Annotated in this window: 17 protein-coding genes and 1 pseudogene; 10 read left to right on the top strand and 8 right to left on the bottom strand. The window is 63.1% G+C overall.

What is annotated here, in order from left to right:
• Positions 1–436: 436 nt before the first annotated feature.
• The 4 genes from VFZ97_12625 to VFZ97_12610 form a co-directional block, all read right to left on the bottom strand.
• Entirely contained in the window at positions 437–1,108 is a 672-nt protein-coding gene (locus VFZ97_12625) for an NAD(P)-binding domain-containing protein (GenBank protein HEX6394280.1), read from the bottom strand.
• Positions 1,101–2,063, bottom strand: a complete 963-nt coding sequence (locus tag VFZ97_12620; protein ID HEX6394279.1) for an ester cyclase — start codon at positions 2,061–2,063, stop codon at positions 1,101–1,103. The genes VFZ97_12625 and VFZ97_12620 overlap by 8 nt, the downstream gene beginning before the upstream one ends.
• Positions 2,060–2,764: an SDR family oxidoreductase gene (locus VFZ97_12615; protein HEX6394278.1), complete on the bottom strand. Its 705-nt coding sequence runs from the start codon at positions 2,762–2,764 to the stop codon at positions 2,060–2,062. Before VFZ97_12615 ends, VFZ97_12620 begins: the two co-directional genes overlap by 4 nt.
• A gap of 149 nt (positions 2,765–2,913) precedes the next feature.
• Complete coding sequence (locus tag VFZ97_12610; GenBank protein ID HEX6394277.1) at positions 2,914–4,449, bottom strand: MFS transporter; 1,536 nt, start codon at positions 4,447–4,449, stop codon at positions 2,914–2,916.
• A 73-nt stretch (positions 4,450–4,522) separates the two neighbouring features.
• On the opposite strand from VFZ97_12610, the gene VFZ97_12605 reads away from it, so the two are divergent.
• Positions 4,523–5,029, top strand: coding sequence for a MarR family transcriptional regulator (locus VFZ97_12605; protein ID HEX6394276.1), 507 nt, complete (start codon positions 4,523–4,525; stop codon positions 5,027–5,029).
• 116 nt (positions 5,030–5,145) lie between these two features.
• The gene (locus VFZ97_12600) at positions 5,146–5,784 is read left to right on the top strand and encodes a class I SAM-dependent methyltransferase (protein HEX6394275.1); all 639 of its coding nucleotides are present in this window, start codon (positions 5,146–5,148) and stop codon (positions 5,782–5,784) included.
• A 13-nt stretch (positions 5,785–5,797) separates the two neighbouring features.
• Here the strand turns inward: VFZ97_12600 and VFZ97_12595 are convergent, their stop codons facing one another.
• A complete protein-coding gene (locus VFZ97_12595) occupies positions 5,798–6,907 on the bottom strand; it encodes a hypothetical protein (GenBank protein ID HEX6394274.1) in 1,110 nt (369 codons plus the stop codon).
• 48 nt (positions 6,908–6,955) lie between these two features.
• Here VFZ97_12595 and VFZ97_12590 point away from each other — a divergent pair, with 48 nt between their 5' ends.
• The 7 genes and pseudogenes from VFZ97_12590 to VFZ97_12560 all read left to right on the top strand — a co-directional run bounded on the left by VFZ97_12590 (position 6,956) and on the right by VFZ97_12560 (position 12,400).
• Complete coding sequence (locus VFZ97_12590; GenBank protein HEX6394273.1) at positions 6,956–7,552, top strand: QsdR family transcriptional regulator; 597 nt, start codon at positions 6,956–6,958, stop codon at positions 7,550–7,552.
• 191 nt (positions 7,553–7,743) lie between these two features.
• Positions 7,744–8,070 carry a hypothetical protein gene (locus VFZ97_12585; protein HEX6394272.1) on the top strand — a complete coding sequence of 109 codons (327 nt, stop codon included), beginning with the start codon at positions 7,744–7,746 and terminating at the stop codon, positions 8,068–8,070.
• Positions 8,071–8,080: 10 nt separating this feature from the next.
• Positions 8,081–8,269 carry a hypothetical protein gene (locus tag VFZ97_12580; GenBank protein ID HEX6394271.1) on the top strand — a complete coding sequence of 63 codons (189 nt, stop codon included), beginning with the start codon at positions 8,081–8,083 and terminating at the stop codon, positions 8,267–8,269.
• Between the two features lie 170 nt (positions 8,270–8,439).
• Positions 8,440–8,868 (top strand): annotated as a pseudogene (locus tag VFZ97_12575) (enolase C-terminal domain-like protein).
• A gap of 91 nt (positions 8,869–8,959) precedes the next feature.
• Entirely contained in the window at positions 8,960–9,130 is a 171-nt protein-coding gene (locus tag VFZ97_12570) for a hypothetical protein (protein ID HEX6394270.1), read from the top strand.
• A 676-nt stretch (positions 9,131–9,806) separates the two neighbouring features.
• Positions 9,807–11,687, top strand: coding sequence for an EAL domain-containing protein (locus tag VFZ97_12565; GenBank protein HEX6394269.1), 1,881 nt, complete (start codon positions 9,807–9,809; stop codon positions 11,685–11,687).
• A complete protein-coding gene (locus VFZ97_12560; GenBank protein HEX6394268.1) occupies positions 11,684–12,400 on the top strand; it encodes a hypothetical protein in 717 nt (238 codons plus the stop codon). Before VFZ97_12565 ends, VFZ97_12560 begins: the two co-directional genes overlap by 4 nt.
• Here VFZ97_12560 and VFZ97_12555 read toward each other — a convergent pair.
• Complete coding sequence (locus VFZ97_12555) at positions 12,296–13,225, bottom strand: hypothetical protein (GenBank protein ID HEX6394267.1); 930 nt, start codon at positions 13,223–13,225, stop codon at positions 12,296–12,298. The two genes, VFZ97_12560 and VFZ97_12555, sit on opposite strands and share 105 nt — an antisense overlap.
• Before the next feature lie 142 nt (positions 13,226–13,367).
• Here VFZ97_12555 and VFZ97_12550 point away from each other — a divergent pair, with 142 nt between their 5' ends.
• Positions 13,368–13,703, top strand: coding sequence for a hypothetical protein (locus VFZ97_12550; protein HEX6394266.1), 336 nt, complete (start codon positions 13,368–13,370; stop codon positions 13,701–13,703).
• Positions 13,704–13,987: 284 nt separating this feature from the next.
• Here VFZ97_12550 and VFZ97_12545 read toward each other — a convergent pair whose 3' ends face one another.
• Positions 13,988–14,641 (bottom strand): pentapeptide repeat-containing protein, encoded by a 654-nt coding sequence (locus tag VFZ97_12545; GenBank protein HEX6394265.1) that lies wholly within the window; start codon positions 14,639–14,641, stop codon positions 13,988–13,990.
• Positions 14,642–14,743: 102 nt separating this feature from the next.
• Entirely contained in the window at positions 14,744–16,240 is a 1,497-nt protein-coding gene (locus tag VFZ97_12540; GenBank protein ID HEX6394264.1) for an alkaline phosphatase family protein, read from the bottom strand.
• Positions 16,241–16,276 lie beyond the last annotated feature (36 nt).

Raw genomic sequence — 16,276 nt, 5'->3', positions numbered from 1 at the left:
TCGACAAACGCGCGAGCTGCAGGATCTTGCGCGGCACGGGCCGCGAGTTCATCGAGATCAGGTTCTTCATGGGTAGCCCGGTCCGGCTTGCGCGGCACAGCCATGCTTCCAATCATATGACCGGGTCCGGTCGCATCAAGGCGTTGCCCGGACTGACGGGACGCCTCGAGGGCGAGGTTCCGTGCCACAGTCGTGCCACATCGGGCGGCAATGGGGGGTCAGTTACGGTCGTACGTGGTCAAGTCGAAACGGCCGCTGAGCAGCCCTTTTGCCCTCCAAGCTTGGTCCGTGACAGGTGGGTCAGCCCCTTCCCAAGCTGAGAACGCGGGTTCGATTCCCGTCGCTCGCTCTCGGAAAGACCTTTTTCGGTCTCAGCGAAGTGGCGGGGCGCGTAGGAGCCGATCCCCCATTGCGGCCGGCTCTCGGGGGAGGGCATTCATTGTGGTTGTATACCGCTCGCCAGGGCGGCGCGGGCCTGGTCGAGATCGAGGATTTCGCCGTTGAGGCCGAACTGGTGAAGGTCTCCTCCGGGCATTTCGATTCGGCCAGCGACATCGAGACCGCCTACCTTCAGCGGGTCGAAGCCGGCAGCGCGGATGAGACGCTCGGCGGTAGTCGCTGCAACTTCGTCGTCCGTGGCGTAAAACAGGACGGCGCGGAGTGGCTGTCGAAGCGCTGCTCCCGCCAGAGAGGGCGCAGCGAGAGTTCCAAACGCCTTGACGTAATGAGCACTGGGCGGAAGCAGACTTGCCACAATTGAGGCAGAGGACTGTCCTTCGGGAAGCGTACGCACCGGGCTGCCCGTGGCGAAGCTGACCGGATTCGACGGGTCCACAACGACCTTTCCCTCGAGCAAGCGCCTGTGGCGCGGGATCACTTCCTTCATATCGTCAAGCCACAGTGCGAAAACGATGGCGTCAGCGTCCGCGATCGCGTTTTCTACTGACGCTGCACGTACAAGCGGTCCGAGTTCGTCCGCAAGAGCTTTTGCATCGGCTGCGTCGCGGCCAGCCAGAACAATCGGGTCACTGCCCCGGCTCAGGTCTCGGGCCAGGGCCCTTCCGATGTTGCCGACTCCGACGATCGCTGCGGTCGAAGCTTCAGGCATCGTTCACCTCCTCGTTGAGCAGTCCAAAGGACTGGTAGACACGTGTCCAATCGACAGACTCCCAGTGCTCCGCGATGAGCCCGTCCTCGATCCGAAAGAAGTCGAGCGTCGTGAAGTCAACGGGTCCGCCGCCCGGCAGCGTGCCGTCCCACACGCTCCTGGAGGCGACCCGGTTGTTCTCGGCGACCATGTGTGTCTGCACAGCTCGGCCGTCCGGTGCCGCGCTGCGACTGATTGCGATCGCGCTTTCGAAGTCGGCACGGCCGTCAGGCGTCCAACCCGAGTTCTGGATGTAGTCGTCAGCCACCATGTCGGAGTCCTCGCGACGACCCGTCGCGATCACACCGTCGTAGAGCCGGCGCACGACTGCTCGCGACTCCTCGCCTGTCACGGGTCGCCCGGTCGGGGGGCCGAACTGGCTGCCAACCCGCTCCTGGAACAATCCGCCCGGCGATTCGGCCACTCGGAGGTACTCGCGTTGGAAGACGTTCGCGACTCCGGGGATGGCACCGATGGCGACCAGGATCCGGTAGGTGTCCATGACCGGCCAGTGTTCGGCGATCTGATCGTCGCGGACGCGAAAGATGTGGGAGGCCGACGTCTGCACGCGGCTGCCCGTCGCTGGGACACCGGCGTACTCACCGGTATGGGTGCCGGTCACCATGGTCCGCAGTGCGACCAGATCGCCTTCGACTAGGACGCCGATATTCTCGTGCACGTCGAAACGCAGGTCCGAGAAGGACCCGTTGAGCTCCGAGTGGTAGCGCTTTATCCCGGTCCGGCTGCGGACCCCGTGCTTGTCATAGGACAAGAACGATCGTGCGACGGCCTGGTCGATGCCGGCTTCGTCGCCCGCATTGACGGCGTCGAAGAATCCGCGCACCAGCCGGTCGGCGCGCTCGGCCGTGGCTGTTGCGTGGAAGCCTTCGAGACTGGTGGTCGAGGTGGCACTCATCGCATTACCAGCCCGCCATCAACCGTGAGCGTCTGGCCGGTGAGTGCCTCCGCATCGTCGCGGACGAGCATGGCCACCACAGCGGCGGTGTCGTCCGGCATGAGGGTTCTGGGTAACGACTGGCGCGCCCTGGTCTCGAAGAACTCGGCCTCCGAACGGGCAGTGCTCGCCGGGGTGCGAGTGAGTCCCGGTGCGATGGCGGTCACCGCAATTCGGTCGGCGCCGAGTGCGACGGCGAGGGTCCGCGTCATTCCGATCAACGCGCCCTTCGACGCCACATAGGGAAGCATGTCACCGTCCGGTGGAGTCCAGAACGTGTTGGATACGATGAAGATCAGCCGGCCGAAGGCGCGCTCGCGCATTCCGGGAACGAAAGCCTGCGTGAGGAGCAGGGCCGATTCGACGTTGACCGCCTGAACCTGGCGCCAAGTATCGAGATCGATTTTCTCCAGCGGCCCGGACGCGAACATCGCTGCCGCGTGGACGAACACGTCGCATCGGCCGTGGCGGTCGAGGACGAGATCCGCCACCCGGCGAACGTCGTCGGCGACGCCCAAGTCGAGCGCGAAATCGCCAGTTCGGTCGAGGACTACCACGGTGTGGTCAGGCGCGAGCCGGGCGACGATCGCGCTGCCTATGCCACCGGCGCCGCCGGTCACGACCGCGACTCGCTGATCCTGGTTGGTTTTGTAGGCCATCATGCGGCCCTCCCTTCGTTGGGGCTGTCAATTGGCGGTTGCTCATGCTTCCGGTCGACAGAAACGGTGGCGCGTCGAGCATGTGCTGGTTCGCCCCGCCGGGGATGCTCGTCCCACCCGAAACAAGCCGACCTTTCCATCAAGTGCTCCACCTACTTCACTTCTGCTTTGGTTGTGTTGCCAGTTGTTGTTGACATGACGTGCGGGTTGATGGCGGCGTGGGAGCGGCGGCTTACTAAGACGAGACGTGCCACCGTTACGGCAAGGGCGAGACCGGTTGCGACGGCGGGGACGGTCAACGCGGCGTCCATGTGTGGAAGGAGCTGCCGGTGCTGGGCCGCAAGCGTCGAGGTCCCGAGCACGGCGGTGGCGACCGCGAGCATCAAGGCCCCGCCCAGTTGCATGCTCGTGTTGACGATGCCCGATGCCACGCCCTGTTCGGTGTTGGCGATCCGGGCCGTGGCTTGGATGTTGACCGAGGGAAAAACGATGGCGAATGCAGTTCCGGTTGTGATGATCGTGGGGAGGAGAAACTCCACGTAGGGCATCGATGGGCTGACACGGAGCAATAGCAGGTAGCCGACGACGGCGACGGCGAGACCAACGACCAGCAGTCGCTCGGTCCCGAATCTCGGCGCGACGGCTCCTACGCGCGGCGCCACGAAGAAGGCCATCACGCCCGATGGGGCGAAGGAGAGGGCCATCTGGAGCGGTGACCACCCGAGCGAGTTCTGCACATACAGCGTCAGGATGAACTGGAACGCGACGTACGAGCCCAGCAGGAGCCCTCCGACGAGATTGGCGTGCACCAGGGAGGCCGATCGAAGCAGGTGAAGCCGTAGGAGCGGCCTCGGATGTCGACGTTCCAAGAGAACGAACAGTGCGAACAGGACCACCGCCGCGGCGAGTGCGCCGATCGTGGAGGGGCTCGACCAACCATGCGATGGTGCCTCGACAATTCCGTACACAAGGAGGAGTAGACCGGCAGTGCCCGTCACCGCCCCGCCGAAGTCGAAGCTGCTCAGCGTGAAACGCTCACGCGTCGAAGAGGGGATGACGCGAAGTCCCGCTGCGACGAGGAGTAAGGCCACAGGTCCAGGGGTGATAAGCGTCGCTCGCCAACTGAGCCCGGTGAGCAGCCCGCCGGCGACGAGCCCGAGGGTGTAACCGCTTGCCCCAAACGCCGTGTAGATCCCTAGGGCTCGCGCTCTGGGCGGACCCTCCGCGAACGAAGTAGTGACAATGGATAGTCCGGCGGGAACGGTGAACCCGGCCGAAACCCCCTTCACGAAGCGCAGGGCGACGAGCGCGAATTCGTTGCTCACCAACCCACCGATCACCGACGCGGCACCAAAGACCGTCAGCGCCGTTAGGAACACGCGCCGCCGTCCGAGCAGATCGGAGGTGCGCCCGCCCAGAAGGAGAAAGCCTCCGAAGCCGAGCACGTAGCCGCTCACGATCCACTGCAGAGAGCTGGCCGGTAGGTGGAGCTGCCGGCCGATCGACGGAATGGCGACTCCGGCCATCGACACGTCCAGACCGTCGAGCAGCTGGGCACCACTGACCACGATCAGCAGCGCCCACGTCGCTGCTCGCCAGTCGCGAGACGCCACCGGCCCCAGGACGGGCGCTGGGGAACGGCCGAGTTCCTGCAGGGGACGCTTTTCACGGAGGAGGGTGGAAAGCATGGCCGTCCTTTCGCTGTCTGTACAAACAACTATATTACGGATACTTGTTACGTCAAGCAGATAATCTGGGTTCGTGGCAGCGACGAAGCCGACAGCGGAGGTCAAGCCCCTAACGGCGCTGGAGGAGGCCGCCTGGCGCGCCATCAACCGCGCTGTACTGGTGATCCCCCGCGTCCTCGACAACGACCTCCTCGAAGCACACGGCCTGAACCTCACCGAGTACGCGGTGCTGTTCAACCTCTCCGAGGCTCCCCACCGGTCTCTCCGAATGGGTGACCTGGCGAACTACCTATCGATCACCAGCGGCGGACTCACTCGCGTCGTCGACCGTCTCTCTAGACAGGGCCTCGTCGAGCGCGTCCGGGACGAGTCAGACGGCCGCGGCCAGATGGCAGTTCTGACAGATACCGGTTTTCAACGACTCGAGCGCGCATGGCCCACGCACCTGGCAAGTGCCCGCAGGCACGTGATGGACCACCTTTCGGAACTCGACCTCGCCGCCTTAGCCAAGGCGATGGAAGCGGTCGGCAATGAAGACATTGGCCCCCCCGCACGGCGGTCACCGCAACCAGCATCCTGAGCGGGTGAGCCCGCATTAGGTGCCAGCCTTTCAATGCTCCTGGTGAGCCGTCTTCCGTGAAACACAACACCGCTCCTTGGGGCAGGAATGGCAACCGCACGGGTAGCGTCGTCGCCGTGCCCGCGCCGAACTGGTTCTTTCGGTTCATGTACGACCGTGAGAGCGCAGCCTGGGAACGGGGACGCGACGAGCCAGCTAACCGTGAGTTGGTCCAGCGGACCGCAGAAGTGCTCGCGACCGTGGTCGCACCGCCCGGACCTGTCGCCGACCTCGGCTGCGGCCCCGGCGCGCACGCCCTGGCACTCGCGAGACGCGGTTATGACGTCGTGGGTCTCGACGGGTCACCACGCATGGTCAAGGTCGCTCGGACACGAGCAGCCCGCGACAAGATCGACGCGAAGTTCGACGTTCACGATGTCAGAGCGCCGTTGCGCTTCGCGGACGCATCAGTCGGGGGTGTCCTTGCGATCCTCGTCGTACAGCACCTCCCCCATCCCGGAGCCTTCATCGCCGAGATACGGCGATGCCTTCGGCCCGGCGGGCACGTAATGATCACCGCTCCGGCCCGAGAGAGAAGACCGGTCACCTACCAGAATCTGTACTGGCGGCTACGCGCGGCGTGCTTCCACCTGGTTCCCGGCGTCGTCCGGTTCTACGACACGTACTCCTTGCCTCGTCTAGTCGAGGACCAGGGCCTAACTGTCATCGAATGCAGCAGCGAACCCGGTCGCGTGAACTTGGTGGCTCGCGCCTAAGGGCACTAGACGGTCAACGTGGGCTTTTCGGCGACATCCCTTGACAGCTCGCAGTGACGTAGCACTTGAGTGGTGGCTCGGCTGTGGTCTGAGGCACGTTGTGGAAGCGATCGACGAAGATCGCGTTGTACAGGTGCGCGGTGTAAGTGGGGATATCGGTGGGGTCGATGTACGGCATTGCCAGTCGCGAACAGACCGACCGGTCGATTCGGGTTGGCTGGGCGGGCCCATTGTGGGTGAGCGCGTCGACGACCAAGGCGTAGGCGACGGGGTCGTAGTAGTAGGCCAAATGGTCGGCGACGTTGAGCGGACAGATGTCCTGGGTCGCGATATTGGCGATAGCTCCCCCGCCGAAATGCAGTGAGGTCGACCCGTTGCCGTTCAGGTTCGGCTGCACAAACTGGCTGGTGTGGGAGAAGATGTTGGTGTACGAGATCCCGGGAAAGGTCTCCTGACCGGAGTTGAGTGCTGCAGTGAAGTGGGAGTTGTCGGCTTGCTGCCATATCGCCGGCGGGCAACTGCCGTAGCACAAGGGGTTGGCACATATACCACCGGGGCAGAGGTCGTGGACAACTACCGTTCCGTGGTTGGGCGCCTCCAGATCGACCAGCTTGGCGGTCATCGGTCGAATGTCGGGCCAGAAGCGAAGGGCCCATCGCGGCTCAGGGCCGCCTCCTTGGCTCCAGCCCAGCAGCGTGATCCGCCGACCGGCATGGGCGTGGATGGTCCGGATCGCATACACAACGTATTCGGCGCTTACCTGGATGTCCTCGGTCGTGAAAAACGGGATCGTCAAGGTGCAATAGGGAATGGCCAAGGCGTCGAACGCCCGCTCGTACCCGAAGTAGGCCTCGTCTGGGTTGACCAGGGTAGGTGCCACGAACAAGATGGGATCCCGGCCGGACTCGACCAGATCTGAGGTGCACCGCATGCTCTGGGCCAGGTTCTCAGCGGGAACGCTCAACGCAGGTCCAGGCCGGTTCACTGGCGCGTAGCTCGCATTCTCGACACCCTGCGCGGCCGCAGCCGGCAGGAAGAGAACCACGAGAACGCCAGTGAGCAGGTACCTCACGGCCTGACGGCGGCGGATACCTCGCCGGACCTCATTGAGGTCAATCCCCATGCAGTGTTACATTATAGAAAATATCTCATCTCTGCAACAGATCCCGATATGTATCGTCTAGAAACTGCCCTGGCTCGCCAACTCGCGACAGATCGACCTCACCGGCCGAGCGCCCTGGACGCCTTTGAGGCAGCCCGCAAGCGGTTCATCGCCGGTGAACGGATCGAGATGGGCGCGCTAGCTGATGAGATCGGCACCACCCGGGTCACCCTCCACCGATGGGTTGGCAGCCGCGATCAGCTGCTGGGCGAGGTCCTCTGGTCACTAGCCGAGCCGACACTGCGTCAAGCCCGGGGAGCTACCCGCCGCCGGGGCGGCAAGGGCATTGCCGACGCTTTCGGCCACTTCCTACAGGCCGTCCATGATGCACCCTTCTTTCGCACATTTCTCGAACGTGAACCCGAGATCGCACTGCGCGTCCTCACCACCAAGAACTCAGCCCTGCAAGGCCATCTGGTCGAAACGATGCGAGACATGCTGGCCGCCGAACTCACGGCCGGACGGCTCGATCCCCCCATGGGCCTCGACGACCTCGCCTACATCATCATCCGGCTAGGCGAATCGTTCATGTACACCGACATCATCACCGGAGGTAACCCGGATCCTGACAAGGCCCGCCGAGCCGTCCTCGCCCTCCTGCGCTAACAGTCAGCGTGCGATCGCCCATACCCCACCCCTCGTCATCGACTCGTGGTCTGCCCCTTGAAGGTGATTACCGTTCGGTTCGCAGATCAAACGGCTTGGGTCGCCCCTGTGCGAAAAAGCTCGGGGGGTTGGTCGAGGGTCCGTTCGGGAAGGACCAAGGTGAAGGAAATCGTGACGAGAAGGGTTCCGTGATGCCACAAAGCGCCTGGAACAAAAAGAGGGAGCGGCAATACGAGCACATCGCCGAGGGTCTCGAAGGGAGAGGCCGTTCCGAACGGGAGGCGAAGTCGATTGCGGCTCGTACCGTCAACAAGGAGCGTGCCCGCACCGGGGAGGCCCGGTCGTCGAGCCGAACGTCCACCCAGGACATCTCTTCCGGTAGACGCGGCGGTCTGCGGTCCCATCGCGGAGCCGGCGGACCGACCTATGACCAGCTGTACAACGAAGCCCGTAACCGCAACGTGAAGGGTCGCTCGAGGATGAACAAGTCCCAGCTGGCGCGCGCTCTCGGCCGCTAGGGACGTCACCTTGGACTGGCTGCCGGTCTCCTCGCTGACCAGCAGTGTTTACCGGGTGCCGACCGAGACGCCGGAGTCTGACGGCACACTGACTTGGTCACAGACCACCGTGGTGGTGGCGCAAGTCAGCGCGGGCGACCGCACCGGGCTCGATTGGACCTATGGCAGCGCCGGATGGAGCATGGTCATCAACGAATGAGTTGTCACCCGTCGTCGTCGGCAAGGAGGTTTTCGAAGTTGGACGGGTGCATGACGAAATGGTCCGCGCTTGCGGCAATATCGGACGGTTAGGCGTTGGAGGCCACGCCATTTCTGCGGTGGACATTGCCGTCTGGGATCTAAAAGCCCGACTGCTCGACCCGCCACTCTGTGATCTGTTTACACGGCACCGCGACGACGTTCGTGGATGCCAACGGTGCCTACAACCTCAAGCAAGCTTTCCGCATGGGACATCGGACGGCCGATGAATACGGAGTAGTTTGGTTCGAGGAGCCGGTTTCCTCTGACGACCTATCCGGATTGGCGCACCTGCGAAATGGGCTCGCCCTCGATGTAACGGCCGGCGAATACGGCTACACCGAGAATTACTTCGCAACGATGGTCGCCGCGGGGGCAGTCGATTGATTGCAGATAGACGTCACCCGCTGCGGAGGCTATACGTCGTGGCTGCGTGCGGCGGGCATCGCCCTCGCCGCGGGACTGCAGGTTTCGGGTCACTGCGCCCCGAGCCTCCACGCTCAGTTCGCGAAGCTGACGCGGCTAGGTATCGGATCGGGTGACTCGCTGCCAGCTCGGTGATACGGGTTGTTGAGCAACAACAGCGGGTACAAACCATTGTGATAGCAGTCGAACGCCTTAGCACTTTCTAGACGTCGAGGAGGACGGAAAGATGGGCTTGATCCTGTTGATCCTTCTGCTGGCGGTTCTTTTCGCCGGCCTCGGTTTCGCCGTTCACGTCTTATGGGTTGTCGCGGCGGTTGTGTTCGTGTTCTGGCTGGCCGGCTGGGGATTCGGACGCGGAGCATCCGCTGGCTCCGGCCGAGGCTGGTACCGTTGGTGACGTCGTGCGCGCGAAGGACGCAAACGCGGGCAGATCGTCGGAGGGATGCTAGGCGGCAAGGAGAGTGCGATCCGTAGAGCTCGCACCCCGGAGTCGCCGTCATAACCGGCGGAACCGCGGGGGTCGGCAGGGCGGTTGTGCGTGCCTTCTCCGAAGTGGGCTTCGACGTGGCAGTCCTCGCGTCGTGGCCAGGTCGGTCTCGAAGCGCGACGAAGGATGTCGCTCAGTTCGGTCAGCGATGTCTCGCCTTGCCTGTCGACATTCGCAGTTTTGACGAGGTCGACCACGCGGCAGCACATATCGAGGCGTAGCTCGGACCTCTTCGATCGCCATCCCCAGCCGGTTCCGCCCGTCGCTGAAGGTATCGAGACCCAACGCCAGCTAGAGGTCGTGCATGCAGCGGGCTGTCAACTGGCCCAGGGATACCTGTTTGCTGGGCCCGTCCCCCTGTCCCAGCTGCTGTCGATGGTTGGCGAGAAGGGCCGCCCGATCCCGCACGAGGCGGTCTCCAGCACGCGTTGTAGGAAGCCAATTCGGGATTTTCCATTGAGCCCCAACTAATCGACAAATGCGCGCAATGGCTATTTACTCCCGTCTCGTTTGTACCGAATGTCCGAGGGTGAGGTTGAGCGCCCGGGCGTATCCGCCCTCGTGGATAGGAAGCCTTAGCCGGTCAGTGGCGGTCTCTGCCGTGTCCCGGTGGATCCGTTCGGGTTTGGAGTGGCTGCCGAGGGGACAATCGCTTAGCGAAGACGTTTGGCGGGTTCGGCACCGAACGTTGTCCTACCTGCTCCGGTTTCATATCGCAGTAGTCCTCGTGTTTGCCCTGGCACGCGGATACAGCATCGGTCAGGCGAGCGTGTATGCCGCGATCATTGCCGTCTTCGCACTGTTGTCGGCTTCGGACCCACGTCGACGGGGCTTCGTGTCCGCCATGAACGCTCTTGGGTTGGTTACGTCATCTGCCGTCTTGGTGGATCTCAGTGGCGGCGTGATCGAGATGCATTTCCATTTTTTCGTGATTGTCGGAATTCTCACGCTTTACCAGGACTGGCTTCCGTTCCTCCTGGCGATCGGATTCGTCGTCGTGCACCACGGGGTGTTCGGGGCGATCGATCCCAAAGCTGTATATGACCACCCCTCGGCCATCAACGAGCCACTCGAGTGGGCGTTGATCCACGGCTTCTTTGTTCTCGCGGCCAGCGCGGCCAGCGTGGTGGCTTGGAAGCTCAATGAGGAGCAAGCGTTCCGAGATGCGCTGACCAAACTTCCCAATCGGGCCTTGTTCCAGGATCGGGTCTCCCACGCGTTAGCCAGGACGGACCGGCATCCAGGCGCCCTTGCCGTGTTGTTCATCGACTTGGACGGATTCAAGGACGTCAATGACAGCCTGGGTCATAGTGCGGGTGACCATCTCCTTTGCGAGGTTGCGGATCGCCTCAGAGGCTGTTTGCGCAACGCCGACACAGCCGCGCGTCTCGGCGGGGACGAGTTCGCCGTACTTCTAGAGGATTTGAATGAAACAGACGATGCAGCTGCGGTCGCTGATCGGATACTTGACGCGCTTTCGGTTCCGTTCGTCATTGGCGGTCGGGACACCATGGTCGGGGCGAGCATCGGCATCGCGATGAACACATCGCTGGACGACACCGAGAGCCTGCTGCGCAACGCGGACGTCGCGATGTACTCAGTGAAGGCAAGTGGTCGGGCTCGTTACGACTTTTACGCGATGGAGATGCTCTCTTCGGTCGTCGACAAAGTAGAGCTCGCCCAGCAACTTCGGATCGCAGTTGAACGCGATGAATTCGTCGTCTTCTACCAGCCGATGGTCGAGATGGTGTCGGGCGAAGTGTTGGGCCTCGAGGCACTTTTGCGGTGGCAGCACCCCACTCGTGGGTTGCTGCTGCCCAGCGAATTTATCGAGATTGCCGAGGAGACCGGAACGATCGTGTCGATCGGTGACCGCGTACTCGCGACCGCATGCCAGCAGGTGATGGCTTGGAACGGCTCATTGAGCGGACGGAACTTGAAGGTTTCGGTCAACCTCTCGCCGACTCAGGTGTTGCAGGCCGGAATCGTCGACTCTGTCAAACGCGTTCTTGACGAATCGGGGCTCGACCCCGAGTCGCTGGTCCTAGAGCTTACGGAGGCTGTCATGGTCCGCGACACTGACCTGGCCTTCCGGCGTCTCCAAGAGCTGAAGGAGCTGGGTGTCAGGTTGGCCATCGACGACTTTGGTACCGGGTACTCCTCGCTTAGCTACCTCCGGCAGGTTCCGTTCGACATCTTGAAGATCGACAAGGAATTCATCGACGGATTAACCAGTGGTGTGACCGACACTGCGTTGACAAAGACCATACTCAGCCTGGCTGACACGCTAGGGATGTTCAGTGTCGCCGAGGGCGTGGAGGAGAGGAACCAGGCGGTCGTCCTACAGGGCCTTGGTTGCCGCTACGCCCAGGGATATCTGTTCTCGAAGCCGCTTCCGGCCGCGGACATCGAGCGCCTCCTGGTCAGTAGAGATTCGACGTTGCTCGAAGGAGTTGAATCCCAATGATCCTTGGTGTCGCCAAGTCATCGGCAGCTCCCGGCCACCCGCTTTGGCACTTCGGCGTCGTCGCGGGAGCGGCAATAGTGAGCTTCTTGGTAATCAAGATCATGGACTGGTCGCGAAGGGGGGATTACCGGATAACTCGCTTCTTTCGCCCTGAGTCTGCGGTCGCGGCGCTCGGCTTGGCCTCTAGCGGCGTTCACGCGTGGGTGTGTCCCGAGCATTTTCACGAATGGGTTCTCTACGGGGTGTTCTTCATGACCGCGTCGATCGTTCAGGCCGGATGGTCGGCAATCGTCTTCCTCCGTCCTAACCGCCGTCTACTCCTCGCAGGCGCTGCCGGCAACTCGGCGGTGATAGCTCTCTACTTCGTTTCGAGAAGCATCGGCATACCCTTCGGTCCGGATGCCTTCCACCCGGAAACCTTTGACACCCTCAGCATGGTCGCCACCGTCTGCGAGGCGGGCGTGGTCGTGATCGCCGCGTCCCTGGCGATCGCGCACCGAGCCCCGGAGCGCCTTCTTCCACGCCGTCACGCACCCGAAATCATCCAGCGTTTTCGAGTTCGATGCTCCTCGCTCGCTCTCGAGGAGACTCGTCTATATGAGCCCGCGTCAGAACGCTCCGATTCCCCACGGCGTGCCGAGACCGGTCGGCCCGTCCCATCCCACTCCAGCGCCGCATTGCACTGCCGGCGAGCAGGACCCGTTAGACCCTGAGGTCACGTCGTTCAGGGTGCCCGGCACCGATCCCGACCAGTAACTGCGGTGCAAGTACGGATACGAGCCGTAGCCGGGGTTGTTGTTGGCTGTCGACGTTGCCGTCGCGGCGTTGCCGGCCAGCGCGTAGATGGAGGCGATGATCGGGCTTGCGACGCTCGTGCCGCCGAAGACCAGCCATCCCTGGAATCCCTGGTACGCGTAGCTGTCGTATACGGCGACGCCCGTATTCGGGTCTGCGATAGCCGAGACGTCGGCGACCGCGCGCAGCGAGCAACCGGTGTTGAGACTGGCTTGCCATGAAGGCTGGTTGTTGTAGCCGGAACACCCAGAGCCTGCTCCAGACCAAGCCGTCTCGGACCACCCTCGCGGATCGCTCGCGTTCTGGCTGAGTGAGGTCCCGCCGACAGAGGTGACGAAGTCACTCGACGCGGGGTACTCGGGATATCCCGTATAGCCACCGTCTCCCGAAGAAGCAGTGATGGCGATACCCGGATGGTTGAAGTAGCCCCCGTAGCTGCTGTCCGGGAGATCGGTCCCAAGGAATGACTGTCCGCCCCAACTGTTAGAGATTTCAGTCGCTCCCAGCGCCACCGCTTCGTTCTCGGCTGCGCCAAGGTCGGCGAAGCTGGTGCTGTTCGCTTCTACGAGAAGGATCTTGCAGTTGGGGCAAATCGCCGAGACCATATCTAGGTCGAGGCTTATCTCCTGCGACCAGGATGCGTCGTTCTGCGGGTAGCTGCCTTGGACGCCGTTCTGGTTGACCTTGGTGAAACAGCCGGTCCCGCAGGCTGGAAGCTTGTACTGGGATCGGTAGATGGCCAAGTCCGACGCGGCCCCGGGGTCGTTGTAGGCATCGACGATGGCGACCGTCTGGCCCGTCCCGTTGGTCGAATAAGGAGCCAGGCCGTAGGCGCCCCGGAGGTCCGAGGGTCCGAATCCCGACGGCGGAGGATTCGGGGGCGTCGTGGTCGTGGTCGTCGGCAGCGTCGTGCTGGTCGTGCTGGTCGAAGTTGTGGTCGTCGGAACCGTGGTGGTTGTGGTCGACGTCGTTGTCGTGGTGGTGGGGACCGTGGTGGTTGTGGTCGACGTCGTCGTGGTAGTGGGCACGGTGGTTGTGGTCGTCGTGGTCGTCGTCGTTGTAGCCGTCGTAGACGTGGTGGTGCTCGGAGCCGTAGTGGTTGTCGTTGATGCCGACGTGGTAGTCGACGCCCTCGTGGTGCTCGTCGTGGGGTGCCTGAAGGGTTGTGCCCCGGTGCGGTGTGAACGGTCCGTATTGAGGAGGGCGTCGCACGCGGCGTGACCCTGCGTCGGCTTGGCGCAGACATGTATGTAGTGACCGTTGCCGTTCGACGGAACCGCGCTAGAGGGTGCCACTCCGACAAGGACGGACGCGACGAAGGCTGCCGAAAGAAGGGCTCCACCTGCTGCCGCGGGTCGCTTCATCGTCTCGCCCTCCTGACTTGCCAAGCTTGCTCCCATAGGCGCGGCGATCGGAGGTTACTCGCCTCGTGTTCGCCGATGCTGTAGGAGGAAGAATTAGCTCCTACGCAAAAGGGGAAAATGCGGAAATTCCGACCGAGTCGGCTAGTCGTTGTCGTCCACGGCGATGCCAATCGAAGCAAAGAGAGCGAGCGCGGCTGGGATGACTTGGTCACTGCCGATTGTGACGCCTCGAAGTGAGTCGCCACCGCGGATGCCTTCCAGGTGGGACCGCTGGAGGCGACTTCCGGCAAGGTCGCATTTGGAGAATTCGACATTGGAGAGGTCGCAACCGTGGATGCGGCTCCCGGGAAGCCGCGCGCCGTAGAAGTCGCACTCCACGAGGTTCGAATCGCAAAGCTCGCTGCGCTCCCACACCGTCATCCGAAAATTGCCGCCGTCGATCTTGCAGTCGAGCATTGCCACGTCGGTAAATCGAGTTCCTTGGGCCTGGACACCCGAGAGCCGGCAGTGCTGAAACTCGACGCGCTCGAATTGGCATCCCCCCAACACCGCGCCGGACAGGTCAGAGTCGGCGACCAGGCAGTCGATGAAGGTGGCGCGCAGCAGATGGCTACCTGTCAGCGTCGCACCGGTAACACGAGACTCTCGAAGAGTCAGGTCTGAGAAGTCCGCCCCAGTGAAGTCGCCAGTGACGAGGGCACTGGTGCGGTCATCCTCGTCGTCCAACGAGTCGAGCTCCGTCAACTCCTCGTCATCGAGCCGAGGGAGACGGCGGACGGGACCCTTGCGGTTCATTGACCAACCAGTGCTTCCGAGTGAACCACCTCACGCCTGGATTTCTGAGTCGTCATCGTAGCGATCGGCTGGCGGTCATTCGTTTCCCGTTGCGGGCCTCGCCTAGCTTGAAGAGATCGAACTCGCCGGCGGGATTGTCGCGTTCGGGCAACCCTGGTCCACCGCGGGCGATCCCAATGGCGGCAGGGTTGGGAAAGTCGGCTTGTGGCGCGCGAGCGCGTCCATTTTTAGAAAGTCGGTCAGATCGTTGGCGTTGGCGTCTCGCCAGGTGAGGGCGGGAAGGTTCCACTTCTCCTCCATCATCGCCAGGATCGACGTTCCGTCGTGGAGGACATGGCTGACGAACCCGGGTCTGGCATACGGCGAGACGATGATCGCCGGAACCCTGAACCCGTACCTGGCGAAGCCTTCGTAGGTCGACTCGGTGGGCTGGACCTGGGGAGGGATTAGATCGGGAGCTAGTGCGGGTGGTGGAGGAACATGGTCGTAGTAGCCACCACCTTCGTCATAAGTAATGACAAGAAGGGTCGACGGCCAGTCTGGCGATGCTCCGATCGCGTGCACGACCTGGGCCATCATCTGCTCCCCAAGGACGATGTTCTGCGGGTTCTCCTGCGACTGCGTGCCGAAGTTCTCGTCGAGAAGAGAAAACGACGGCAGCGTTCCGGAGGCAGCGTCGACGAAGAACCGGGTGAACGGCTTGTTGTGGATTGCCTCGGTCGCCCCGGTTGTCGTGGGGTAGAGGTTCGGCGTCGCGCCGGTCGGATATGAGTCGGCGTAGTCGGCCCAGCTGATCCCGAAGGTATCCAGTTCGTTGAACACCGTCGGGGCTGGCACCAAGAGACCAGCATCGGGAACAGCGTTGCCTGCCCCCGTGCCGATGTCGTCGGTCATCCCCGAGGACGTCCCGGCGATTAGGAACCGTCTTTCAGGGTCGGTCTGCGCCAGGGCCGAAGAGAACCACCGGTCGCCGATGGGGAACAGCGACGCAAGGCTGTAGGTGAACGGCAGATCCTGGCCGGTCCAATACCCCATCGCCACCCCGCCGACGATCTCGCTGGTCGCGGGGCTGATCGGTGTCCTGACGAATCCGTCGTTGCGCCCCTTGTCGTAAGCGTTGTGGCTCGCCGCCCATTCCTGGCTCGGCCGCGAGTTCAGCTGACACGTGGTCGGCATGTGGAAGGCGTGCTGGACGTGCCCGTCGGGAAAGGCGGTTCCTGCCGGGTAGGGGTTGGTGGCCGTCGGCTGGCCGCCCGGCCCGAGAGTGAACCCGTCGCCCTTCCCGAGCATCCCGAGCAGGTTGTCGTAGGTGTGGTTCTCCATCATTAAGACCACGATGTGGTCGATGCCCGGCAACATGTCCGTGCCCGCCGGTCGCGATGAATCGGGCAGCGACCCAGGACAGCGCAGGACCGTCCGGCCGGCGGTTTGCAGGACGGCCCGCCAGCCGGAGGGTGGTGGAACCGAACAGGTGGGGACCGGAGAGGCCTGAGCTCCTTTGCCCACGCCGGCCAGACCCGACAGGAGCGGACTCAGAGCCAAAGTCAGGCACGCAGCAAAAAGGATTCGTTCCGCGCGGGTCGATCGGGATGCCGACACGGAACATCTCTTCGACGCCCGCTGCTCCATTCCCCG

The sequence above is a fragment of the Acidimicrobiales bacterium genome (assembly GCA_036378675.1).
Classification (GTDB): Bacteria; Actinomycetota; Acidimicrobiia; order Acidimicrobiales; family Palsa-688; genus DASUWA01.
This window is presented reverse-complemented; position numbering and strand designations above follow the sequence as displayed.